We start from the raw sequence: 23,192 nt of genomic DNA, 5'->3' as shown, positions 1-23,192 counted from the left end.
GGCTCGACCACCATCACCGGCGGCGCCGGCCAGAACTATGTGGTGGCCGACGATGCCAGCCAGTACATCGTGCTGGGTGCGGATGACGATTATATCGATGGCGGTGCCGGCAACGATACGGTTGGCTCTGCCGATGGCAATGACACGCTGCTGGGCGGCGACGGTAACGACTCCGTGTTTGGCGGCGAGGGTAATGACAGCCTCGACGGCGGCACCGGCTTCGATACGCTGGACCTGACCGGCGGCGGGTCCAATGTCGCGCAGGGTGGCATGAATGCCGACACGGTCATGGGCGGTGCCGGCAATGACGAGCTGCGCGGCGGCAAGGGCCATGATTCCATCACCGGCGGTGCCGGCAACGACGTGCTCTATTCCGGCTTCGGCAACGACACGCTGACCGGCGGTGACGGCGCGGATGTCTTCATCCTGCGGGCCTATGATGCGGCCTTTGCCGATGCGATCCTCACCGCTACGGTGACCGACTTCCAGCAGGGCACGGACCATCTCGCGGTAGAAAATGCGACGCTGGCGGAACTGCAGGCGGCGATTGCCAGCCAGACCGTGACCGACACCGGCGTGGTCATCGAGGTGGCGGGGGCGACCCTCACCTTCCTCGGCATCAGCCAGCTCACCGCTGCCGATATCGACACCGCCTTCTACGGCTGATCTGTTGCCATGAACGCCCTTCTCCTTCGTCTTGATGCCCCCACCAGGGCCTTGAGGCATCAAGACTTAGGAGAATCAAATTATCTATTTATTTCAATAATATAATGGTTCGCATCTACACCCTGACCAGCGCACCATTTCGCGTTTGAAACGGCGACCACGGAATTTCCCAGCGATAACCTGTCCAGGACAGGCGGGATATTCTCATTGCTTCAGGCCGGCTTCAGATGGCGAGGTATTCCTTGCGCAGATCCGGGCTGTCCAGCACCGACTGGGCGGTGCCGTCGAAAACGATCTGCCCCATGTCGAGGATCAGCGCGCGGTTGGCAAGCTCAAGCGCAGCCACCGCATTCTGCTCGACGATGATGGTGGTGATGCCGAGTTCCTTGATCTGCGCGACGATCCTTTCGATCTCCTTCACGATGACCGGCGCCAGCCCTTCATAGGGCTCATCGAGAAGCAGCAGCTTGATGTCGCGGGCCAGCGCACGCGCCACGGCCAGCATCTGCTGCTCGCCGCCGGACAGCGTCACGCCATCCTGCTTGCGCCTTTCCGCCAGACGCGGAAAAGATTCATAGATTTTGTCCAGCGACCAGCCCTTCGGTTCGGCGATCTGCGCAAGCTGGAGGTTCTCCTCGACAGTGAGGCCGGGAATGATGCGCCGGTCTTCCTGCACGAACTGGATGCCGTGTTGTGACGCCTGAAAATCTTTCAGCCTATGGACGGCAAGGTCGCCGAGCCATATCTCCCCGCGCTTCAGCTGGGGGTCTTGTGCCCGTGCCAGCGTGCGCAGCGTCGATGTCTTGCCGGCGCCGTTGCGGCCAAGCAGGGCCACGATATCACCTTCGGCGATCTCGAAGCTGACACCCTGAACGATGTAGCTCTCCCCATAATAGGCATGGATGTCCTTCACGCTGAAGAAAGGCGTGCCGGTGGCGGCATCGGCCTGTGGCGCTGTCAGGGCGTTCATCGGTGCGCACCTCCCAGATAGGCTTCCTGCACCACCGCGCTGCCCCTGACCTCTTCCGGCGTGCCGTCGGCGATGATGCGTCCCTGCGCGAGGACCGTAACGCGGTCAGCCAGCGAAAACACGACATGCATGTCGTGTTCGATGATGACCTTGGTCATCCCGCGCTCCTTGATTTTTTTAAGCAGTTCGATGGTGGAGTTGGTGTCGTGGCGTGACATGCCGGCGGTCGGCTCGTCCAGGAGAAGGAGCCGCGGATGCTGTATCAGCCCCATTGCCAGCTCAAGCCGGCGCTTGTCGCCGCGCGACAGGCTCGCCGCCTGCGTATCCTTGTGTGCGGCAAGCCCGACATCGGCGAGCCAGTGCTCGGCCTCGTCGCGAATCTCCGTCTCCCTGTCCGCCCCACGAAAGGCATTGAGGGTGAAAGCACCATCGCGCTTCGCGAAAGCCGGCACCATGACGTTCTGGAGCAACGTCAGATCGGGAAATATCTCGGGTGTCTGAAACACGCGCACGATGCCCATCTGGTTGATCTCGTGCGGGCGCTTGCCCGTGATCACCTGGCCATCGAAAACCACCGCCCCAGAATCGGGTGCGAGGCGCCCGATGCACACATTCAGCAATGTCGACTTGCCGGCGCCGTTCGGGCCGATGATCGCGTGGATCGTGCCCTCCATGACCTGCAGATCGATGTCTGACAGGGCATGCAGGCCACCGAAGCTTTTATGCACGTCCGCGACGTGAAGCACCGCATTTGTCATGTTGCGACTCCTATTCCGCCGGTGCCGGGTTGCTTGAACGTGCCTCATTTCCACCGCCGCGCCCGGTGCCGAAGCGCGCCTTGATCCGGCGCGCGCCCTCCATCAGGCCGCCCGGCAGGAAGACCACGATCAGCATGAAGATGATGCCGAGCGTGAGATGCCAGCCCTCGCCGACAAAGGGGGAGACGGTCGAGACCACGACATTCTCCAGACCATCGGGCAGGAACGAGAAGATGTCCTCCAGCTTCGCCTTGTGGAAGGCCGAGAAGATATTCTCGAAATATTTGATCACCGCCGCGCCGATGACCGGGCCGACGAGGGTGCCAACACCGCCGAGGATGGTCATCAGGACAACCTCTCCCGACGCGGTCCACTGCATGCGCTCCGCGCCGGCAAGCGGATCCGAAACCGCCAGCAGCCCACCCGCAATACCGGCATAAATGCCCGAGATGATGAACGCCGACAGCGTGTAGGGGCGGGTGTTGAAGCCTGTATAGGCCATCCGCGTCTGGTTTGACTTGATGGCCTTGAGCATCATCCCGAACGGCGACCGTTCGATCCGCATCGCCACGAAGAAGCACAGGATCAGGACCACCGCGCATAGGTAGAAGGCTTCATAGCCGCCGAGTTCGAGCCCGAACAGGCTGGGGCGGGGAATACCAGGCGTATCGGCGAATAAGGCGCGATCGATGATCCGCGGATCATTGAGGGCGAGCTGCAGCCCCGTCTCGCCGTTGGTGATCGGCGTGAACACCGAATAGGCGAGGTTGTAGGACATCTGCGCGAAGGCAAGCGTCAGGATCGAGAAGTAGATCCCGGAACGCCGCAGGCTGATATAACCGATGGCGGCGGCGAACAAGCCGGAGACCAGGATCGCCAGCGCAAGCGCCGGAATGACGTTCATGCTCAGCAGCTTGAACGACCACACCGCCGCATAGGAGCCGACACCGAGGAAAGCGGCATGCCCGAACGAAAGATAACCGGTCATGCCGAACAGGATGTTGAAGCCGATTGCGAAGATGCCGTAGATCGCGAATTTCTGCATCAGGTCCGGATAGGCCGCGCCAAAGGGCGCCAGCCAGATCGGCATGGCCAGCACCGCCGCGGCGAACACCACGAGGTAGATGAAATCGTTCCGCAAGGCGTTCATGTCAGTTCTCCATTACGCCCTTGCGCCCCATCAGGCCGCGCGGCATCACCAGCAGCACGACAACGGCGACGAGGTATATGATGACCTGGTCGATGCCAGGCAGGATGTTGTTGACCTCGTTCATTGACGCGAAGGATTGCAGGATTCCGAGCAGGAAGCCGGCAAGTACCGCGCCGCTCACCGAGCCCATGCCGCCAACAACGACCACCACGAAGGACAGGACCAGGAAATCCATGCCGATATGGTAGTTGGGCGAGACGATCGGCGTGTACATGACCCCGGCGATCCCCGCGACCACGGCGGCAATGCCGAACACGACCGTGAAGCGCTTCTGGATGTCGATGCCAAGGAACCCGACGGTCTGCCGGTCTTCCATGCCCGCGCGCACCACCATGCCATAGGTCGTATAGCGCAGGAACGCGATCACCATCCCCATGACGGTCAGCGCGAAGCCCAGATACACCAATCGCCACCAGGGGTAGAAGATGCCGCTGAAACCCATCCATCCGCCGACATCGACACTGCCGGCCAGGGCGGCTGGAGCGCTTGTCGGTATGGGGTTGGCGCCGAAATTCGCCTTCACGATCTCCTGCAGGACGATCGCCAGTCCGAAAGTGACCAGGATCTGATCCGCATGGGCGCGCTTGTAGAAATGCCGGATCAGCCCGCGCTCCATGGCGATGCCCACGACGAGCATGACCGGAATGGCAAAGAGAACGGACAGCGGTACCGACCACTGCACCAGGACAGCGCCGAAATCACCAAGCCATGCCTGGACGAGCGGCGTACGCACCTCCATCGGCGACCCCCACGGGGTCAGCCGGTCGGGGTCTATGGTCACGGTTTCGAATTGGAGCAGGCGGCTGAAGACGACAGCGCAGAAGGCGCCAATCATGAACAGGGCGCCATGCGCGAAATTGACAATGCCAAGCGTGCCGAAGACGAGTGTCAGGCCGAGCGCAATCAAGGCGTAGGCCGCGCCCTTGTCGAGGCCGTTGAGCAGCTGGAGTATAAGTTGGTCCATGAATCCCATACGCTCCGGTAGAGAAACGATGCGGCAAACGAAGAGGCGGCCGGCCTGCGACAGCCGGCCGCCAGCTTCTCAGTCGATCAGCACTTGGTGCCGACCGGCCCCAGTTCTCCGCCGAAGATCGATGGGTCATAGGTAACAGTCTTGGTCGGAACCTCCTTCACGACCTCCAGCAGGTCATACTTGTCCTTCGGCTGCTCCTTGCCCTGCACAACGAGGACCGGCTTGAAGCACTGATGATCGGACCCGCGGTAGTATGTCGGTCCATTGCCCAGGCCATCGAACTCAAAATCCTCCAGCGCCTTGACGACGCCCTCCGGATTGAAAGTCCCGGCGCGCTCGCAGGCATCGGCATAGAGCAGGGCCTGCACATAGCCGGTCTGCGCGGCCTGCGAGGGCGGGCTGCCATAGGCCGCACCGAAGGATTTCGTGAACGCCTTGGTGCCTTCGTTCTGCAGCTTCCAGTCCCAGTTGGCGGTGCCATAGATGCCCTTGATGGCATCGCCCGCACCCTGCGCCATCAGCTCGGAGAACAGCGGCACGACGATCTCGAAATTCTTGCCGTTGACCTGCTTGTCGCGCAGGCCGAACTGAACCGCCTGGCGCAGCGAGTTCACCATGTCGTTGCCGTAGTGATTCAGGATAAGCACATCGGCGCCGGAGTTCAGGACCGGCGTGATGTATTGCGAGAAGTCGGCAGCGCCGACCGGGGTGCGCACCGTCTGCACGGTCTCCCACCCAAGCGCCTCGGTTGCGTTCTTGATCGATTCTTCCTGGGTCCAGCCCCAGGTGTAGTCGGCTGTGAGGTGATAGGCACGGCGATCCTTGCCATAGGCCTCACCGAGAACCGGCGCGATGGCGACACCCGACATATAGGCGTTGAAGAAATGCCGGAAGCCGTTCTTCTTCTTGTCCTTGCCGGTGGTGTCGTTGGAATGCGTCAGACCCGACATGAAAATGATTCCCATGTCCTGGCACAGCGACTGCACGGCAACGGCAACGCCAGACGAGGAGCCGCCCGAGATCATGATCGCGCCGTCGCGCTCGATCATGCGCGTCGCCGAGGCACGCGCCGCGTCGCTCTTGGTCTGCGTGTCGCCGGTGACGTACTCCACCTTCTTACCCAGGACGCCGTTGCCCTTCAGCGCGGTTCCCTTGAAGGTGTTGAGCATGCCGCCATCGCCCTCGCCGTTAATATGCTGCACAGCGAGCTGGTACGCCTTGAGCTGGTCCTTGCCTTCCTCGGCATAGGGGCCCGTTTGCGGACAGTTGAAGCCGAACACGACCTTTGAACCGGTCGGGCTGTTGCAGAAGCTCTGAGCGCGCGCGGCACCCGAGAGAATCATAGGCATGGCAAGGCCGGCACCGACAATGCCGCTGCTTTGCAGAAATAGGCGTCGGTTAATCTTCGCGATCGTCATTGTTTTTCCTCCCTGTTGGCGTCCCGGCTTGCTGCCGGCTGTTCCAAGGGCGCGATGACCCTGCGTCATCATTACGCGGACTTGTCATCGTTTCAATAAGTAATTGTTAAATCACGATATTTTTGTAAAGACTTTCATTGACACTCAAGCAACATTGTCATTAATTTACAAACAGGAGGAGCGATGGCGACGAAGCTGATTGGGCTCAAGATCAGGAATCTGCGCATGCAGGCGGGGCTCGCCCAGGGCACGCTGGCGCAGCGCACCGGCATATCGCCGTCCTACCTCAATCTGATTGAGCGCAACCGCCGCCCTGCACCAACGGCATTGCTCGACCGGATCGCCGCCGAACTGGCCGTTGATCGCGCTCAACTCGACGGCGAGGCCGAGCGCCGCCTGGCGGATGAGGTGCGCGAGGTTTCAGCGGAGCTGGCAGCGAGCGAAAAGCTTCCAGAGCTCGCGCCAGCCGAGCAGTTCGTCGGCCATCATCCGGGTTGGGCGGCTCTCCTCCTGCGGGTTTATCGCTCCTACCAGGACCGTGACGCGGCCGTTCTGGCACTCGCCGACCGGCTTGAGCACGACCCGTTCCTGCGCGACAGCGTGCACCAGATGCTGACCCAGGTGACGTCGATTCGCTCGGCGGCGGAGATCGTCCATGCCGACGACACGCTCGACGCGGCCGACAGCCGCCGCTTCCTGAAGATTGTTGCTGACGACAGCGCCCGCCTTTCCCAAACGGCGCGGGCACTGGCCGGGTTCTTCGACAGCGCGCAAACCCGCGTGCGCGCCGCCACCCCGACCGAGAAGGTCGATGCGCTGATCGTGGAGTCGCAGAATTATTTCCCCGAACTGGAGGATTATGCCGACGCTACGCGCGCCGCCGGCGACGCCGGGCGGGTGCTTTATTCCCCGCCTGTGTTCGATGCGGCGGGCGATCCGGCGGGCGACCCGACGGGCAGCGAGGATCCGCCATCGCCATTCGAGCGGCTGCGCGCGCAGGTGCGCCAGGGCGCGGCGGACGAGGTTGCCGCGATCCTCGCGCGCCATGAGGGGTTCGAACAGGATGACGCGGCGTGCCGGCTGGCCACGGAGGCGCTGTACGCCTATGCCGCCGCGGCGATGCTGATGCCGTACGAACCGTTCCTCGCCGCCGCGGAACGGCATCGCTATGATCCTGACAGGCTGGCCAGAATATTCGGTGTCTCCTACGAGCAGGCCGCGCACCGGCTGACGACCCTGCGCCGCCCTGGCCGGGAGGGCGTACGCTTCGCCTTCATGCGGGCTGACCCGTCAGGCTATATCAGCAAGCGCCTGCCGCTGCCTCGCCTGCCGCTGCCCCGCTACGGCAGCGCCTGCCCGCTCTGGGTGATCTACGGCGCCTTCCAGACGCCCGGCATGACCGCGCGCGCCTATGGCGCCCTGACATCAGGCGATGATTTCCTGTTCTTCGCCCGCGCCGTCGAGAAGCAGCCGGCAACCGCCGGGGGCACGCGGCATCTGATGTCGATCATGCTGGCCTGCACCGCGGATGACGCCTCCCGCGTAGCCGCCGGCGATGGCATCGAGAGGCGGGCCGGAACGGTGCCGGTTGGCACGACATGCCGGTTGTGCGTCCGCGAGGCGTGCAGACAGCGGCAGGAGCCGCCGCTGGTCGTCTGAGGCCGCCCCGGCAAGAAGGCCGTATCCGGCCAGGAAATCCAGCCGGACCAAAAGGCTTGTTTGGCTGCGGCCCAAGCTCGATTATGGTGCTAGTGGCCCCAAGTGAATCAATATAGCCGTCAATAAGGCTGTGGGAGCGGGCCGCAGGGAAGGAAAAAACATTGGGGAGAACCAGAATACTCATCGTCGAGGATGAGCCGAACATTATAGAATCGTTGAGCTATATTCTCAGACGAGCGGATTTCGATGTCGCCATCGCCGCCAATGGACTGGAGGCGCTGGAACGGCTGCGCGGCACGAAGTTCTCGGCCATCATCCTTGATGTCATGATGCCGGGGATGAGCGGCTTCGACGTGCTGCGGCAGGTGCGCGCCGACCGGAACCTGTCCGGCCTGCCGGTCATTGTCCTGACGGCAAAAGGGCAGAGCCGAGACCGCCAGACCGCCAGCGAGGCCGGGGCGACCGAATTCATCACCAAGCCGTTCTCGAACGCCGATATCATCGCATGCCTTCGACAGGTCACCGGCACAGGCTGAGGCGCATGGAGCACTGGGAAAGCAGGACCCGGAATGTGCGGGACGCCGCTGCGATACTGCCGGTGGCAGCCATTTTTCTGCTCCTGCCGCCGGTAATCCTCATCTTCTCCGCTCCCGTCCTGATTGCCGGCATCCCGCTGATCGTCCTCTATGTTTACGGCGTGTGGGCCTGCCTGATCCTGGTCGCATTGCTGGTGGCCCTGCGGGTCGAGGACGCCGACGGGGACGGCAAGAACAAGCCGGACGGGGCGTGAATGCTGCACCCCGATCTCGTCATCGCGATCTGCCTCGCCTATGTTACCATTCTGTTTGCGGTGGCTTTCGCCGGCGACCGGCGCGCCCGGCGCGACTCCGGCGGCTGGCTTTCGTCGCCGCTGGTCTATACCCTGTCGATTTCCATCTACTGCTCGTCCTGGACGTTCTTTGGCGCCGTCGGCTCTGCTGCACGGAACGGGCTGGAATTCATCACCATCTACCTCGGTCCGACCATCGTTTTTGTCGGATGGTGGATATTCCTGCGCAAGCTGGTCACGGTCGGCCGCGTCCATAATACGACGTCGATTGCCGACTTCATTTCCGCGCGCTTCGGCAAGAACCCGATGCTTGGCGCGGTGGTGACGCTGATCGCGGTCATCGCAACAGCACCCTACATTTCGCTGCAGCTCAAGGCCCTGACCGACAGCTTCCAGGTGCTGACATATCCGCGCGGGGCGATAACCGCGGCAAGTTCGACGATCGAGCCCGACTATGCGCTTGCCTTCTGGATTGCGGCTGGCATGTGCGTCTTCTCGATCATGTTCGGCGTGCGCAACATCGATGTGAACGAACGGCATCACGGCGTCGTCGCCGCCATCGCCGTGGAAGCGGTCGTGAAGCTGGTCGCGCTCCTGGCCGTGGGCCTATGGGTGGTCGGCCTGTCTGACTGGGACCCGGCCCTGGTCTTCGCCGGCGCGCCGGCAAGCATCATTGATCCGGCTGAAACCTTCGGTCCACGCTGGCTGACACTGCTGTTTCTCGCGGCGGCGGCCGTCATCTGCCTTCCGCGCCAATTCCAGGTGACGGTGGTGGAGAATTCCAACAACCGCCAGATCCAGACCGCGTCCTGGTTGTTTCCGCTCTATTTGCTGCTGCTGTGCCTTTTCGTGATTCCGATCGCCATCGCCGGAATGGAACGGCTTCCCGCCGGCTCCAACCCCGATCTCTTCGTGCTGACCCTGCCCATGCAGGAAAATTACAATACGCTGACTTTGCTTGCCTTTCTGGGTGGCTTCTCCTCCGCGACCTCGATGGTCATCGTTTCCTCGATCGCGCTATCGACCATGATCTCGAACCACATCGTCATGCCGCTGGCGCTGCGCCTTTCGCTGCTGCCCCAAGCCGGCGCCGAGGCGATGCGCCATTTCATCCTGACCGCGCGGAGAGGTGCCGTCATCTTCGTCGTGTTGCTCGGCCTGATCTACTTACGGGTGAGCAATTCCGACGCGCTGGCGGCCATCGGTCTTATCTCGTTCTGTGGCGTGGCGCAGTTCCTCCCCAGCCTCGTCGGCGGGCTCTATTGGAGCCGGGCAACGGCAGCCGGCGCACTGGTGGGGCTGGTGTGCGGGCTCGTCCTGTGGGGGTACACGCTTGTGCTCCCGAGCTTCGGCGGAACCGCCCTGATGTCGGCTTCGACCATCACCGACGGCCCCTTTGGAATCCTGTGGCTGCGGCCGCACGCCCTGTTCGGGCTCATCGGCTACGATCCGCTCGTCCATGCGGTCTTCTGGAGCATGGCCGCGAATGTCTCGATGTTCGTGCTGGTATCGCTGATGAGCGAGCCGACACCGCTCGCACGCTTCCAGTCGATGCTCTTCGTCGATGTCTTCCGCCGCCAGACCGAGACCGAGCAGCGCATCATCCGCCGCACAGCACGGGTCGCCGACCTGCGCCAGATCGCCGAGCGGATCCTCGGCCCCACCGAGGCAATCGCAATGTTCGCGGATCGCGACGTCCACCGTTCGGTCCTTGCCGGCGATGAGACGATCTCCCGTGTCGAGCAACGACTGGCGGCGAATGTTGGCGCAGCATCGGCCCGCTCGCTGATCTCACGGGTGGTCAGCGACGAGACTATCAGCGTGCAGGAGTTGAAACGCCTCGCCGGCGAGGCCGAGCAGATCCGCGCCTATTCCGAGGAACTTGAGCGCAAGTCGCGCCAGATCGAGGCCACAGCGGCGGCCCTTGCCGCCGCCAACCAGCGCCTGCGCGAGGTGGATGCGCAGAAGGACGAATTCCTCAGCCAGATCAGCCATGAAGTGCGCACCCCGATGACCTCGATCCGGTCGTTCAGCGATATCCTGCTCGCGGAACCGGCCATGCAGGAGGAACGCAAGCTGCGCTTCCTCAACATCATTCAGAATGAGAGCATCCGGCTTACCAGGCTGCTCGACAGCATTCTCGAACTCGATCAGTTACGGGCCGTCTTCACCCGGCCCCCGCCGACCGAGTTCGATCCGGAGGAGATCCTGACCTCCGCCATGGAAAGCTGCGAGGCCCTTGCCCACACCGCCGGCACCAATCTGGTGCGGCTTCGGCATGCGGGTTCCGTAACCTTGTCGGGCGAACCCGACAAACTGGCGCAGATATTCATCAACCTGCTCTCCAACGCCATCAAATACAACGACGCGCCGAGCCCTGAGGTGCGCGTTTCCAGCAGTATAAATGGCGGGGTGTATGAGGTGCGGGTCGAGGACAATGGAAGCGGCATTCCCGCTCAGGATCAGGAACGCATCTTCTTGAAATTCGAACGCGGCCCTATCGCGGGCCATCAGGGGGCTGGGCTGGGACTGGCCATTTCACGCCAGATTGCAGGGCAGTTCGACGGCAAACTGTTCCTCGATGAAAATGGCAAGACGGGCGCCTGCTTCGTTCTGCAGATCCCGATTTCGGGCACGGAAGCCTGACCGGCAACCGATCCTAATGCCGCGATCTTCAGATCCTGCGTGGCAAGAAATCGCAAATTGCAGACAGCGTGGCCTCCGGCGCCTCCAGATGCGGAACATGGCCGCAGCCGGGCAGCAGCTGCGTCTCGACCGGTCCGGAGACACCGTTCCGGATTGCCTCCAGCTGGGCCGGGCTGCCGTGTAAATCCTCAGCGCCCTGCATTGCCAGCACCGGGCAGCGGATGCTTGGCAGCGTGTGCCGCATGGACCAGCCGCGCATCGAAGGCCGGGTCCAGACATCCAGCCAGCCGCGCACCAGCCGTTCGGTGCGGTCGCCATGATGCCGGGCCAGTTTCATGGCGAATTCCGGGTCGTCCTGCCAACGTGCCTTCAGCCCGGCGAGGCCGGCCTCGGTCGCCGGTTCCAGCATGACATGGGCGGCCAGGGTGACGCAGGCGACGGGACGGCCGGGAAAGAACGCCGCGAAATGCAGTGCGATGGTGCCGCCATCGCTGTGGCCGACCAGGACCGGCCGCGCGATTCCGCAGGCGCTGAGCAGCGCCGGCAGCGCCCATTGCGCCTCGATTTCCAGGAAATCGTCAGGGCGCGGCAGGTCCACCGGGTCGGAACCGCCATGGCCATAACGATCATAGACCAGCCCCGGCAGTCCGGTCGCGGCGCACAGATCGGCCGGAAAGCCGCGCCATTGCGTGATGCTGCCCAGCCCCTCATGCAGGAACACCAGGGTCGGCTTGTCCGGCGTGGCCTCGCCCAGCCGGCGCAGGCGCAGCCGGTGACCGCCGGCAATCAGATATTCGGATGCGCCGTCATTCATCAGGCCCTGCCATCACCCCTCGCCCAGAAGTGCTGCCCCCTCGGCGGCCATCGCGCGGATATCATCCGCCGAATAGCCGAGCTCTTCCAGGATTTCGGCGCTCTGCGCACCCAGCTTCTGCGGCGGCAGGCGCACCTCCGCCGTCTCGCCATCATAGCGTACCGGATGGTTGACCAGCGTGACCGGGCTACCGGTCGCCCCTGCCACGGTGACGAAGCTGCCATTGTGCTTCACCTGCGGGTCGGCAGCGACGTCCGCATAGTCGTTCACACGGGAGAACCAAATCTTCTTCGGTTCCAGCAGCGCCGCCCATTCCGCATAGGGGCGCGTCGGGAAGATACGGTCCAGCAGGGCGGCCACCTCCTCCCGCCGTTCGAAGGCTTCCGCGTCCGGTATGGCGGCGATCTCGGCACTGTCCATCGCCTCGCCCAGTCCCTTCAGGCCGGCCAGCGAAATGGCGATGTGTCCGTCCTGCACCGGGTAGATGCCGTAGGGTGCTGCATAGTACCAGCCGCCAATGCGGTGCGGCGGCGTGACGTCGTGATGGCGGTCCGCATTGAGGAAGTTGATGAAGGATTCCATCTGCAGATCGATGGCCGCCGACAACAGATTCACATCGACTCGGCAACCCTTGCCGGTGCGCGTGCGGCGCAGCAGCGCCCCCAATATGCCCATCGCCAGCAGGGCCGCCCCATGATGATCGGCGACCGACACACCAACCGCGCGCGGGCCGGTCGACGCCTCGCCGGTGATCGCCGCCAGCCCGCTCATCGCCTGAATCAGCAGATCCTGGCCCGGCTTCTCCGCATAGGGACCATCCGGCCCGTAACCGGAAGCGGCGGCATAGATCAGCCCCGGATTGGCCTTTTTCAGCGCCTCATAGCCCAGCCCCAGCTTCTCCATCACGCCGGGACGGAAATTCTCACACACCACATCGGCGCTCTCGGCCAGCTTGCGCGCCGCTTCCCGGCCCTTCTCCGACTTCAGGTCGAGGGCGATGGAGCGCTTGTTGCGGTTGCCGGTCAGGAACAGCGAAGCCTGGCCATCGACGAACACCCCGACCCCGCCGCCGAACTGGCGCTGGAAGGCACCTTCCAGCGGTTCCACCGAGATTACATCGGCGCCCATGTCAGCCAGCGCCTGCATGGAAACCGGCCCCAGCAGGAAATGGTTGAAGCTGACGATCTTCACACCGTCCAGCAGATCGAGCATCTTCTGTTCCTCCCTTATTCCGCGGCCTGACTGTCCGGCGCGGGCGCGAAAACGGCCCCCGCCTCCAACAGCGCCGCCACCTCATCCGCCGCGAAACCCGCTTCTTCCAGCACGGACCGGCTGTGCGCGCCCGGCTGCAGGGCAAACCCCGTGAAGCCGGGCAGCTTGCCGTCATAGCGCAGCGGGTGATTGACCAGCGTGACCGGGACGCCGTTCACATCGACCTCGCGGAAGGTCTCGTTATGGAGGAGCTGCGGGTTGCGGCGCAGATCATCGAAATCCTCGACGCGGGCGAACCACAGCCGGTGCGCCTCCAGCTTCGCCGCGATCTCGGCATAGGTCAGCGGCGCCAGCACCTCGGCCACCGCCGCGATATAGGCGTCGCGCTCGTCATAGGCATTGCGGCCGATGAAGGCGCGCAATTCGGCGCTGTCCAGCGCCTCGGCCAGCTTGTCGGGCGGGTTCAGCGACAGCACCATGTGGCCATCGGCAATCGCATAGACGCCGTAGGGCGCCTCATGGAACCAGGTGGCCAGCCGTTCGTCGCGGTCCAGCGCCGCGCGCCCCCGCTGGCTGGCGTAATAGGTCACCAGCGATTCGGTTTGCAGATCGACGCCGGCGGCCAGCAGATTGGCCTCGACATGCGTGCCCTCGCCGGTACGCAGCCATTTCGCGTAGGCACCGGTGATGCCCAGCGCCAGCAGCGCCGCGCCATGCTGGTCGGCCGCCGCACAGCCCACCGCCGTCGGGCCGCGCCGCCCGCCGGTGCCGGCGACCAGGCCGCTCATCGCCTGGATCAGCAGATCCTGCCCCGGCCGGCTGGCATAGGGACCGGTCGTGCCGAAGCCTGACGCCGAGGCATAGATGATGTCCGGCTTCTCCGCCTTCACCGCCGCATAGCCGAAGCCCAGCCGGTCGAGCGTGCCGGGGCGGAAATTCTCCACCACCGCATGGCTCTGCCGGATCAGCCGATAGACCACCTCCTTCGCCTGCGGATGCTTCAGGTCGATGGCGAGGCTGCGGGCATCGCGGTTGGCCGACAGGAAGAAGGCGCTGACACCGCCGGCCTTGGCACGGTCGGCACCGGCCCAGTGGCGTTCGTAGGCACCGTGCGGCGGCTCGATCTTCACCACCTCCGCGCCCATGTCGGACAGATATTGCGTCGCCGCCGGCCCCTGCAGGAAGTGACAGAAGCTGACAATTTTCATGCCGTTCAGAAGCACTGTTCAGACCTTTCCGATTCCTGGAAGAAAACGCTTACATGAAAGTCAGCCATTGCTAGACTGCCCGAAAATCCAACGGGGAGGACGCGATGACCGCCACAGCATCCCATCTCGACGGCAAGGTCGCCCTGATCACCGGCGCGGGCGCCGGCATCGGCAGGGCCACCGCCCTGGCGCTGGCCGGTCGCGGCGTTCGGGTGATCTGCGCCGGCCGCACCGAGGCCAGCCTGCGCAAGGTTGCCGACGCCTGCGGCAGTACGGCGCATGTGCTGACACTGGATGTCGGTGACCCGGCCAGCGTGGCCGGTCTGCTTGACCGGCTGCCCGAGGGGCTGCGCGCCATCGACATCCTGGTGAACAATGCCGGGCACGACAGCGGTGGACGCCAGCGCTTTGATGCCGGCCGTATCGAGGATTGGGCCAGCATCATCGACACCAACGTCACCGGCATGATGCGGGTGTGCCACGCCATCCTGCCCGGCATGGTGCAGCGCGGCGGCGGCCATGTGGTGAATCTTGGCTCGGTCTCGGCCTTCCGCTCCTATCCCGGCGGCAGCGCCTACACCACCTCCAAGGCCGCCGTGCATATGTTCTGCGAAGGGCTGCGGCAGGATTACCGCGACAGCGATATCCGCATCACCGAGATCTTGCCCGGCCTGACCCGCACCGATTTCGCTGCCGCGCGTGTGGGCGGCGATCCGGCCAAGGGCAAAGCCTATTACGATGCCGCCCCGATGACGCTGGACCCGGACGATATCGCGCGCGGCATTCTCTACGCGCTGGACCAGCCGCCGCACTGCACGATCTCGCAGCTCGTCATCACCCCGACCCGGGAACCCTGAGGCATGACCATGACCGATCTCGTCCTCTCCACCTTCGATTCGAACAATGTGCTGCACCTGCGGCTGAACCGGCCCGAGGCGCGCAACGCGCTGAGCCGCCCGCTGATATCGGCGCTGGCCGGCGCGCTGCGAGCTGCCGCCAGTGACGAAGCGGTGCGCGTTGTGCTGCTGTCCGGTGGCGACAAGCAGTTCTGCGCCGGTGCCGATATCAAGGAATTCGTGGCCGAGGGCGGCGCGGTGCTGGAGGACCGCCAGCGTATCGAGAACTGGGCCGCCATCGAGAGTTTCCCCAAACCGATGATCGCGGCGGTCGAGGGCTATGCCTTCGGCGGCGGCTTCGAGCTGGCACTGCTGGCCGACATCGTCATCGCCGCGGAGAACGCCCGCTTCGGCTTTCCGGAGATCAATCTCGGCCTGTTCCCCGGCGATGGCGGCACGCAGCGCGCGGCGCGCACCGCCGGCAAGGCGCTGGCCATGAAGCTGATCCTGACCGGAGAGCCGATCGACGCGGCGACCGCGCTGGATGCCGGGCTGGTCACGGAGCTGGTTCCCGCCGGCGATGCCGAGGTGCGCGCCGGCGCACTGGCCGCCCTGATTGCCGCCAAGCCGCCGATTGCGCTGCGCCTCGCCAAGGCGGCGGTGCTGGCGGCGTTCGAGGTGCCGATGGCTGCCGGGCTGCTGCAGGAACGCCAGCTGATCGCCCGCGCCTTCGCCACCGAGGACAGGATGGAGGGCGTCACCGCCTTCAAGGAAAAGCGGCCGCCGGTCTTTAAGGGACGCTGAAACTCTGAAAAGAAACCTCTCCCCGCCCGGCGCCGAAGCCCCGGACAGGGAGAGCAGGGAGGCAAGGCTGCCGCCAGGGTTGGTGACCGTGGGATATGCAGTAGCGACGTTCGCAGACATGGACCCGGTCATGATACGGCAGCTTCGCAGGGTCACTCCGCGGCCTTAACGGCGTTGGCGACCCATTTCAGGATGTGGTTGCCGACCGCCACCAGCTCGCCCTGCTGGTTGGTGATCGAGATGTCGGAGGTGGAGCGGCGGCGCGCTGCATCCACGGCCGCAATGCGGTAAGTGACCGTGATCGTGTCGCCGATGAACACCGGCGCCAGGAAGCGGATACGGTCATAGCCCAGCGACACTGCCGTCTCGTCGCCGCCGGTGCTGCCGGCCAGATCGATCATCATCGTCGAGGCGGTGGACATGAACCCCACCATCAGCGCGCCATGGGCGATACGCCGCCCATAGCTCGACTTGCGCATCAGTTCCTCATTCACATGATTGCCGGAAAGATCGCCGGTGATGCCGGCGAACAGATAGACGTCACTCTCCCCCACCGTCTTGGAGAAGCAGACCTCGTCGCCCGGCTTTACGTAGAAATCGCCCATTGCCGGCCTCCTTCAGGAAACGTGCCGCAGGGGGGAGGCGACGGCGCCATTGCCCGCCGACCACAGCACCGCCCCATTGTCGCCCGCCGCGAACAGGTGCACGCGGTCGATGGCGATGGAGAACCGCCCGGCATCGCCGCCGCGAAGATGCAGGTCGGGATCGACACCGGCAGCCATGACCGAATGCTCGCCGATTTTCACCTCGACCAGCTGCTGCGCGCCCAGTTGCTCGGTCAGCACGATGCGGCCATCCAGCCGGATGCTCGACTCGCCGCTTTCCTCGCCCAGCACCAGATGTTCGGGGCGCATGCCCATCACAAGTTTCTGGCCCTTCTGACCCGCTAGGGATGCCGACATCGCGTCGGGCAGGCTGATATCCGGGCCAAAGCCGGAGAGGACGAGACTGCCCTTGGCCTCCGCCACCGTCACCTCGACGAAATTCATCGCCGGCGAGCCGAGGAAACCGGCGACGAATCGGTTGGCCGGCGTGCGGTACAGCTGCAGCGGCGTGCCGATCTGCTGCACCAGCCCGTCCTTCATAACGACGATGCGGTCGCCCAGCGTCATCGCCTCGACCTGGTCATGGGTGACGTAGATCGAGGTGGTGGCGACGCGGGTGCGTAGTTCCTTCAGCTCGATGCGCATCTGCGCGCGCAGCTTGGCGTCGAGGTTGGACAGCGGCTCGTCGAACAGGAACACCGCCGGGTTGCGCACGATGCAGCGGCCCAGGGCGACGCGCTGCTGCTGGCCGCCCGACAGCTGCTTGGGCTTGCGGGCCATCAGTGGCTGGATGCCGAGGATCGATGCCGCCCGGTCGATCTCCTTGCGGATATCGGCCTCCGGCACCTTCCGGTTGCGCAGCCCGAAGGCCAGATTGTCGTACACCGTCATATGCTGGTAGAGCGCGTAGTTCTGGAACACCATGGCGATGTCCCGGTCGCGCGGCGGCAGATCATTGACCACCCGGCCGCCGATATCGATGGTGCCGCCGCTGATCTCCTCCAGCCCGGCAACCATGCGCAGGGTGGTGGATTTGCCGCAGCCGGACGGCCCGACCAGCACCACGAATTCCTCGTCGGCGACGGTGAGATCGACATCGTGCACGGCATGGATGTTGCCGTATCGCTTGTTCACCTGGGTAAGCTTCACTTCAGCCATATCGCGTTATCCGCTTTCGAAGTTGTTTTGAGAGCGCGTCAGACCTTCAGGCCGCGCACCACGTATTTCTGTCCGAAGATCGCAACGATCAGCGCCGGCACCATCGCCATCACGGCGGTGGCGCTCATCAGGTTCCACTCGGTGCCCAGCTCGCTGACGAACTGCGCCATCACCACGGTGATCATCGGCGTGTTGTGGCTGGTCAGGATCAGCGCGAACAGGAATTCGTTCCAGGTCCACAGCCAGCACAGGATGCTGAGCGCCGCGATGCCCGGCAGCGCCGAGGGCAGGGCAACGCGCAGGAAGGCGCCCCAGCGGGTGCAGCCATCGATCAGCGCCGCCGATTCCATCGACGGGTCGATGCCGTCGAAAAAGCCCTTCATCAGCCAGGAGAAGAAACAGATATGCACCGCGATATGCGGCAGCAGCAGGCCGAGATAGGTATCGAAGATGCCCCACCACTGGGTGACGAAATACAGCGGCAGCACCCAGGTGATGTAGGGGATGGTGCGGAAGATGTAGATCGTGCCGAACCAGGCATTCGCCAGCTTGCCGGTGAAACGCGACAGCATGTAGCCGCTGGTCACCGTCACCGTCAGCGAGAAGAAGGTGGACAGCGTGGCGATGACGAAGCTGTTGAAGAAGGCATGGACCACCACCTCCTGCTCCAGCACCTCCAGATAGTTGCCCAGCGTGAATTCCAGCCCGCGATGCACGTAATAGACGCCCCAGGCAGGCCGCATCGAGGTCAGCACCAGCCAGAACACCGGAAAGGCGAAGATCAGCAGCACACCCAGCACGCTGAGCAGGAAGAAGGCCCGCTTGCCACCCGGCGCCAGCGCGTCCAGGAAACTGCCGCGCTTTGGCGGGGTGTAGCCGGTATCGGTGGCGACGCTCATCGCGACACCTCCATGAAACGGTTGAGAAGTTTGTAAAGCCCCCAGCCCAGCGTACCGATGATGATGGCACCGATGATCGCCGCGGCCGTGCCGCGCCCGAAATTCAGGTACACGAAGGCCTCGGTATAGGCGTAGATGCTGAACACCTCGGTCTGACGCGCCGGCCCGCCGCCGCTGATCACCCAGACCTGGTCGAAGGTCCGGAAACAGTCGATCGAGCGGATGACGATGCACACCGCCATGATGGGACGCATCATCGGCAGGGTGACATGGGTGAAGACGCGCCATTTGCTGGCGGCATCGATGGCGGCCGCCTCGTAGGGCTCCTTCGGCAGGCTGCGCAGCCCGGCCAGCAGCAGGATGGTGAACCACGGCGTCCACAGCCAGACATCGGTGAAGACGATGATGGCGAAGCTGGGCCAGCGGTCCGACAGCCAGGCGATCTGCCCGAAGCCGAGCGCGTCTATGACGGCAGCGACCACGCCGAACTGATCGTTGAAAATCCAGCGCATCATCATTGAGGCGATGACCGGCGCCACCATCAGCGGCAGCAGGATCACGGTCTGCACGATGGCATGGCCGAAGAAATGCTTGTTCAGCATATGCGCCAGTGCCAGCCCCAGGACTAGGCCGATGCTGACAGAACTGAACATCAGCAGCAGCGTATTGGGCAGCACCAGATACAGGAAATTGGGGTCGGTCAGGATGTAGATGTAATGCTGCAGCCCGACCCAGGTGCGCTGCGGATCGTACAGCGACCAGTCGCGAAAGCTGGCATTGGCGCCGATCAGGATCGGCACGATCTGGAACAGGACCAGCATGATCCCGGACGGTGCCAGCAGCAGCAGGCTGAAACGGGTCTTTTCGTTCAGCGCCAGCCAGCGCAAGGCGAAGCTTTTGCCGGGTTTCCCCGGGGCCTTGTCTGGCCCCGGGGATCCCATGGCGGATTTAACATCCGTCGACATTGACTTACTGACCGCTGTTGGCGGCTTTGTGGACGGCATCCATCCCGGCTTCCATCGCCTTCGGGATATCCTCGCGCTTGCCCTTCAAGGCACCGATCATGACATCGGAATAGGCCTTGTGAACCGCCGGCCAGGCCGGGAAGTAATAGGCCGAATGCGTCCCGATATTCTGGTCAAACACGGCATTCTTCAGATCGGCGAACACCTTGTCATCCTTGGACAGGATCTCCCAGGCATCCATGCTCGGGGGCGGGCCGCCGGTCGCGTCCCACATCGCCTTCTGGCCTTCCATATCGGTCAGCATGGCGCCAAGCATCTCCTTGGCCAGCTTCTGGCGGTCCGCCGGCACGCCCTTGGGAATGCCCCAGCCCCAGATTTCATTCCAGGCAAACGGCTTGTCGGCGCGCGGCCCCATCGGCTGCGGGGCCATGCCGACCTTGCCGGCGATCCGTGACTTCTTGGGGCTGTTGAAATCGCCGAAATGCGTCGAATCAACCAGCGTGAAGGCGGCGTCGCCGGCCATAAAGATGGCGTTCGCCTCGTCACGTGTATAGGAGGTCATCGCCTCCGGGCTGATCTTGTGGGTGTAGAGAGCATCCCACCAGAATTCGACATATTCCTTGGTGCAGGGCTCGGTCAGGGCCGGTTTCCAGCCCGCCGCGTTCAGCTTCTTGTTGTCGCGTTCCCAGAGCGGCAGGAAGATGTCGCACTTGTTGCCCCACATGGTCCACCACAGCGAGAACCAGGTGTTGTTCATGGCCATGCCACCGACATAGCCCCACTTCACCTTGCCTTCCTTCTGCAGACGCTGGCTGACGGAAACCAGCTCGGCCCAGGTGGTCGGAACTTCTTCCGGCTTCACCAGATCGGTGCGGTAGAAGAAGGTGCCCACGGTATGCGCGGCCGGAACGGCGCTGACCTTGCCATCTTCATCATAAAAGGCATCGAGCGGGTGCTTGGAGACCCGGTCCATGCCCTTCACATCGTCCATGCGGGCCATCCACTTGATCCAGAGCTGGCCCCAATCGTCATTGTGCCAGATGATATCGAACTGGTCGTTTCCAGAGGTGAGCGTGGCGGTCACCTTCTCCTGGAAGATCGAATAGGCCATCGGGATCTTGACCAGCTTGACCCCGTTCTTCTTGGCCCATTTGTCCATGATATCGACACTGGCTTCGAGGATCGGGTTCTTCATGTAACCGATCTTCAGTTCCTTGACCTCGGCCTGCGCCGGGGTTACGGCCGAGATGGCCAAGGCAACCGCGCTAACCGCAATTGCGGACAGCGTGCCTTTCAGCATCTTTCCTACCGACATGTGGTTCCTCCCTAAGGATCCGTTATATGCGGCCCGTTCCGCCTTCTGCGGTTCCGCACCTGCGACGCCCGCCTGTTCTGATTTTTGGGACGCCGTCGCTTCGGGGGCGCTTTTCGCTATGGCCAGCCAAGATGGCTGACTGTTATTTTTTGTAAGCGCTTACAGTGACGCTAGAAGATGACAGAGCGCACTGTCAAGACGATGGGCCTTATTTTTCTAAATAAGCAACATTCGATCCGACACCGATGTGCCGGGAACCGCTGCCAGCCGCCGAATTCAGAGGCCGTCCCTTATCGCAGCGCACAAAAAAGTCGCCTTGTCCAATCCCTTGCGATAGATTGATGACAGTGTTTTAGGCATGGAAAGCGCTTACGGATTGCATGGCCCAGCTTAGCGATGTTGCGAAACGTGCAGGCGTTTCGACTGCCTCCGTTTCCCGCGTGCTGAACCACCCGGATAAGGTGAGTGCCCGCATCCGCGAGAAGGTAACACTGGCGATGGAGGAGCTGGGCTATGTGCGCGACGGCGCCGCCCGGGCGCTGGCCTCTCGGCGCTCCTACTCCATCGGATCTGTGGTGCCGACCATCGGCATCGGCATCTTCGCCAGCGGTGTCGAGCGGCTGCAGCAGCGGCTGCAGGAATATGGCTACCAGCTGCTGATCGCCACCACGCAATATGATGCGAGCAAGGAGATCGAAGCCGTGCGGTCGCTGATCGAACGTGGCGTGGACGGGGTGCAACTGGTCGGCCAGCAGCATGATCCGCGCATCTATGCGCTGCTGCAGGGGCGCGGCATCCCCTATGTGAACAGCTATCAGTACGACCCCGACAACGAACATCCCTGCATCGGTTTCGACAATTACCGCAGCGCCTGGGAGCTGATGCGCCATCTGATGGAGCTGGGGCACCGCGATGTCGGCATCGTCACCAGCCCGACCCGGCTGAATGACCGCATTGCCGCGCGCCTGCGGGGCATGCTGGCCTGCCTGAAATCCTATGGCGTCGACCAGCCGAAGAGCCGCATCATCGAGGTGCCGCACAGGCTGGCTGACGGGCGCAGCGCCGCCCGCGCGCTGATGCGCGCCCACCCGCAGATAACGGCGATCTGTGGCACCGCCGATGCTTTGGCCATCGGTGCATTGTTCGAACTGCGCACCATGGGCATCGCCGTGCCGGGCGAGGTCTCGGTCGCCGGCTATGACGATCTGGAGATCGTCCGCCATCTCGACCCCACACTCACCACCGTGCATGTGCCGGTGGAGGAGATCGGCGTGCGCGTTGCCGATTATCTGTTGGGCTGCATCGAGGGCCGCGCCATGCCGATGAAGACCGAGCTGGAGGCCAATCTGGTGCTGCGCGATTCAACGGCGCGTGTCAGGACCGTCCCGGCACGGATGGCGGCAGGGCAGTCCTAGGCAGCCTACCCGATCTTCGCCAGATCGCCGTCGAATTCCATGGCGCAATATTCGCCGCCATGGAACATCCGCTCGGTCAGCTTCTCATCCTCCGGCTTCATCGCCGCCAGGATTTCCGCCGCATACTCCTCCGCATTGTCCTGTGGCCTGTAGCCGATGCGCGCGGCGAGGCTGTCATGCCACTTGTTGCGGCTGTTGGCGGACACGCCATAGATGATTTCGAAATGGATGCCCGCCGCCCGCAGGCAGACATCGACCAGATGCACGCAGTCGCGATGGCTGAGCCAGGTGTTCAGCATGCGCACATTCTTCGGCTTCGGCTGGAAGGAACCGATGCGCAGATTGATGATCTCCATCCCGTGCTTGTCGGCATAGAGCCGCCCCATCGCCTCGCCAAACACCTTGGAGACGCCATAACGCCCATCCGGTCGCGGCGGCACGGTCTCGTCGATATGCCGGCCGCGCGGATGAAAGCCGATCGTGTGGTTGGAGCTGGCGAAGACGATGCGCTTCACGCCCTGCCGCCGCGCCGCCTCATAGGTGTTGTGGAGACCGATGATGTTGTTGGCGAGGATCGGCTCCCAGGGCTGCTCAACCGGCGTACCGGCCAGGTGGACGACCGCATCGACACCCTGCATCGCCGCTTCCAGGCCATCGAGGTCGGCGAGGTCGAGGCCTTCCATCACTTCCTCGCCCGGCTGCGCCGCCCCCAGCGCCGCGCGGTCCGTCACCCGGACAACCGGATAGCGCCCGCGCAGCCCCTCGCGCAGCACGGTTCCGATAGAACCGGCGGCGCCGGTGATCAGGATGCGGTGCATATCGTCCTCCTTCG

At 63.6% G+C, this 23,192-nt stretch carries 21 protein-coding genes and 1 pseudogene; 8 read left to right on the top strand and 14 right to left on the bottom strand.

Annotation, left to right across the window (positions count from 1 at the left end):
* Positions 1-666: pseudogene (locus BKM74_RS17575) on the top strand (calcium-binding protein); the annotation flags it as partial.
* A gap of 223 nt (positions 667-889) precedes the next feature.
* On the opposite strand, the gene BKM74_RS17570 reads toward BKM74_RS17575, so the two are convergent.
* The 5 genes from BKM74_RS17570 to BKM74_RS17550 all read right to left on the bottom strand — a co-directional run bounded on the left by BKM74_RS17570 (position 890) and on the right by BKM74_RS17550 (position 5,926).
* Positions 890-1,636, bottom strand: coding sequence for an ABC transporter ATP-binding protein (locus BKM74_RS17570; RefSeq protein ID WP_086467015.1), 747 nt, complete (start codon positions 1,634-1,636; stop codon positions 890-892).
* A complete protein-coding gene (locus BKM74_RS17565; protein ID WP_086467014.1) occupies positions 1,633-2,394 on the bottom strand; it encodes an ABC transporter ATP-binding protein in 762 nt (253 codons plus the stop codon). Before BKM74_RS17565 ends, BKM74_RS17570 begins: the two co-directional genes overlap by 4 nt.
* A gap of 10 nt (positions 2,395-2,404) precedes the next feature.
* Positions 2,405-3,544 (bottom strand): branched-chain amino acid ABC transporter permease, encoded by a 1,140-nt coding sequence (locus tag BKM74_RS17560; protein WP_086467013.1) that lies wholly within the window; start codon positions 3,542-3,544, stop codon positions 2,405-2,407.
* 1 nt (position 3,545) lies between these two features.
* Positions 3,546-4,568, bottom strand: a complete 1,023-nt coding sequence (locus BKM74_RS17555) for a branched-chain amino acid ABC transporter permease (RefSeq protein ID WP_086467022.1) — start codon at positions 4,566-4,568, stop codon at positions 3,546-3,548.
* Positions 4,569-4,654: 86 nt separating this feature from the next.
* Positions 4,655-5,926 (bottom strand): substrate-binding protein, encoded by a 1,272-nt coding sequence (locus BKM74_RS17550; protein WP_281251468.1) that lies wholly within the window; start codon positions 5,924-5,926, stop codon positions 4,655-4,657.
* A gap of 252 nt (positions 5,927-6,178) precedes the next feature.
* On the opposite strand from BKM74_RS17550, the gene BKM74_RS17545 reads away from it, so the two are divergent.
* The 4 genes from BKM74_RS17545 (at position 6,179) to BKM74_RS17530 (ending at position 11,129) form a co-directional block, all read left to right on the top strand.
* Positions 6,179-7,654 carry an XRE family transcriptional regulator gene (locus BKM74_RS17545; RefSeq protein ID WP_086467012.1) on the top strand — a complete coding sequence of 492 codons (1,476 nt, stop codon included), beginning with the start codon at positions 6,179-6,181 and terminating at the stop codon, positions 7,652-7,654.
* 161 nt (positions 7,655-7,815) lie between these two features.
* Positions 7,816-8,190, top strand: coding sequence for a response regulator (locus BKM74_RS17540; RefSeq protein ID WP_086467011.1), 375 nt, complete (start codon positions 7,816-7,818; stop codon positions 8,188-8,190).
* A gap of 5 nt (positions 8,191-8,195) precedes the next feature.
* Entirely contained in the window at positions 8,196-8,444 is a 249-nt protein-coding gene (locus tag BKM74_RS17535) for a hypothetical protein (protein WP_140056119.1), read from the top strand.
* Entirely contained in the window at positions 8,445-11,129 is a 2,685-nt protein-coding gene (locus tag BKM74_RS17530) for a sodium:solute symporter family transporter (protein ID WP_086467009.1), read from the top strand.
* 28 nt (positions 11,130-11,157) lie between these two features.
* Here BKM74_RS17530 and BKM74_RS17525 read toward each other — a convergent pair whose 3' ends face one another.
* From BKM74_RS17525 to BKM74_RS17515, 3 genes are read right to left on the bottom strand one after another with little or no spacing between them, the layout of a single operon-like run.
* Entirely contained in the window at positions 11,158-11,943 is a 786-nt protein-coding gene (locus BKM74_RS17525; RefSeq protein ID WP_086467008.1) for an alpha/beta fold hydrolase, read from the bottom strand.
* Between the two features lie 12 nt (positions 11,944-11,955).
* The gene (locus tag BKM74_RS17520; protein ID WP_086467007.1) at positions 11,956-13,155 is read right to left on the bottom strand and encodes a CaiB/BaiF CoA transferase family protein; all 1,200 of its coding nucleotides are present in this window, start codon (positions 13,153-13,155) and stop codon (positions 11,956-11,958) included.
* A 14-nt stretch (positions 13,156-13,169) separates the two neighbouring features.
* Entirely contained in the window at positions 13,170-14,378 is a 1,209-nt protein-coding gene (locus tag BKM74_RS17515; protein ID WP_176342604.1) for a CaiB/BaiF CoA transferase family protein, read from the bottom strand.
* 89 nt (positions 14,379-14,467) lie between these two features.
* Between BKM74_RS17515 and BKM74_RS17510 the strand changes: the two genes are divergently transcribed.
* Positions 14,468-15,220 carry an SDR family oxidoreductase gene (locus BKM74_RS17510; protein WP_086467006.1) on the top strand — a complete coding sequence of 251 codons (753 nt, stop codon included), beginning with the start codon at positions 14,468-14,470 and terminating at the stop codon, positions 15,218-15,220.
* 3 nt (positions 15,221-15,223) lie between these two features.
* A complete protein-coding gene (locus BKM74_RS17505) occupies positions 15,224-16,003 on the top strand; it encodes an enoyl-CoA hydratase-related protein (RefSeq protein WP_245825991.1) in 780 nt (259 codons plus the stop codon).
* 152 nt (positions 16,004-16,155) lie between these two features.
* On the opposite strand, the gene BKM74_RS17500 is transcribed toward BKM74_RS17505, so the two are convergent.
* Genes BKM74_RS17500 through BKM74_RS17480 form a run of 5 tightly spaced genes read right to left on the bottom strand, consistent with a single transcriptional unit; the run spans position 16,156 to position 20,945 of the window.
* Positions 16,156-16,608, bottom strand: coding sequence for a MaoC/PaaZ C-terminal domain-containing protein (locus tag BKM74_RS17500; RefSeq protein WP_086467005.1), 453 nt, complete (start codon positions 16,606-16,608; stop codon positions 16,156-16,158).
* A 12-nt stretch (positions 16,609-16,620) separates the two neighbouring features.
* On the bottom strand, positions 16,621-17,766 hold the full coding sequence (locus BKM74_RS17495) for an ABC transporter ATP-binding protein (protein ID WP_086467004.1): 1,146 nt from the start codon (positions 17,764-17,766) through the stop codon (positions 16,621-16,623).
* Positions 17,767-17,804: 38 nt separating this feature from the next.
* On the bottom strand, positions 17,805-18,665 hold the full coding sequence (locus tag BKM74_RS17490) for a carbohydrate ABC transporter permease (RefSeq protein WP_086467003.1): 861 nt from the start codon (positions 18,663-18,665) through the stop codon (positions 17,805-17,807).
* Entirely contained in the window at positions 18,662-19,606 is a 945-nt protein-coding gene (locus tag BKM74_RS17485) for a carbohydrate ABC transporter permease (protein ID WP_245825990.1), read from the bottom strand. Before BKM74_RS17485 ends, BKM74_RS17490 begins: the two co-directional genes overlap by 4 nt.
* 28 nt (positions 19,607-19,634) lie before the next feature.
* Positions 19,635-20,945 (bottom strand): ABC transporter substrate-binding protein, encoded by a 1,311-nt coding sequence (locus BKM74_RS17480; RefSeq protein ID WP_245825989.1) that lies wholly within the window; start codon positions 20,943-20,945, stop codon positions 19,635-19,637.
* Between the two features lie 380 nt (positions 20,946-21,325).
* Between BKM74_RS17480 and BKM74_RS17475 the strand changes: the two genes are divergently transcribed.
* A complete protein-coding gene (locus BKM74_RS17475; RefSeq protein WP_086467000.1) occupies positions 21,326-22,360 on the top strand; it encodes a LacI family DNA-binding transcriptional regulator in 1,035 nt (344 codons plus the stop codon).
* 5 nt (positions 22,361-22,365) lie between these two features.
* Here BKM74_RS17475 and BKM74_RS17470 read toward each other — a convergent pair whose 3' ends face one another.
* Positions 22,366-23,178 (bottom strand): NAD-dependent epimerase/dehydratase family protein, encoded by an 813-nt coding sequence (locus BKM74_RS17470; RefSeq protein WP_086466999.1) that lies wholly within the window; start codon positions 23,176-23,178, stop codon positions 22,366-22,368.
* Positions 23,179-23,192: the final 14 nt, after the last annotated feature.

Origin of the sequence: Oceanibaculum nanhaiense, from assembly GCF_002148795.1 — a bacterium.
Classification (GTDB): domain Bacteria; phylum Pseudomonadota; class Alphaproteobacteria; order Oceanibaculales; family Oceanibaculaceae; genus Oceanibaculum; species Oceanibaculum nanhaiense.
This window is presented reverse-complemented; position numbering and strand designations above follow the sequence as displayed.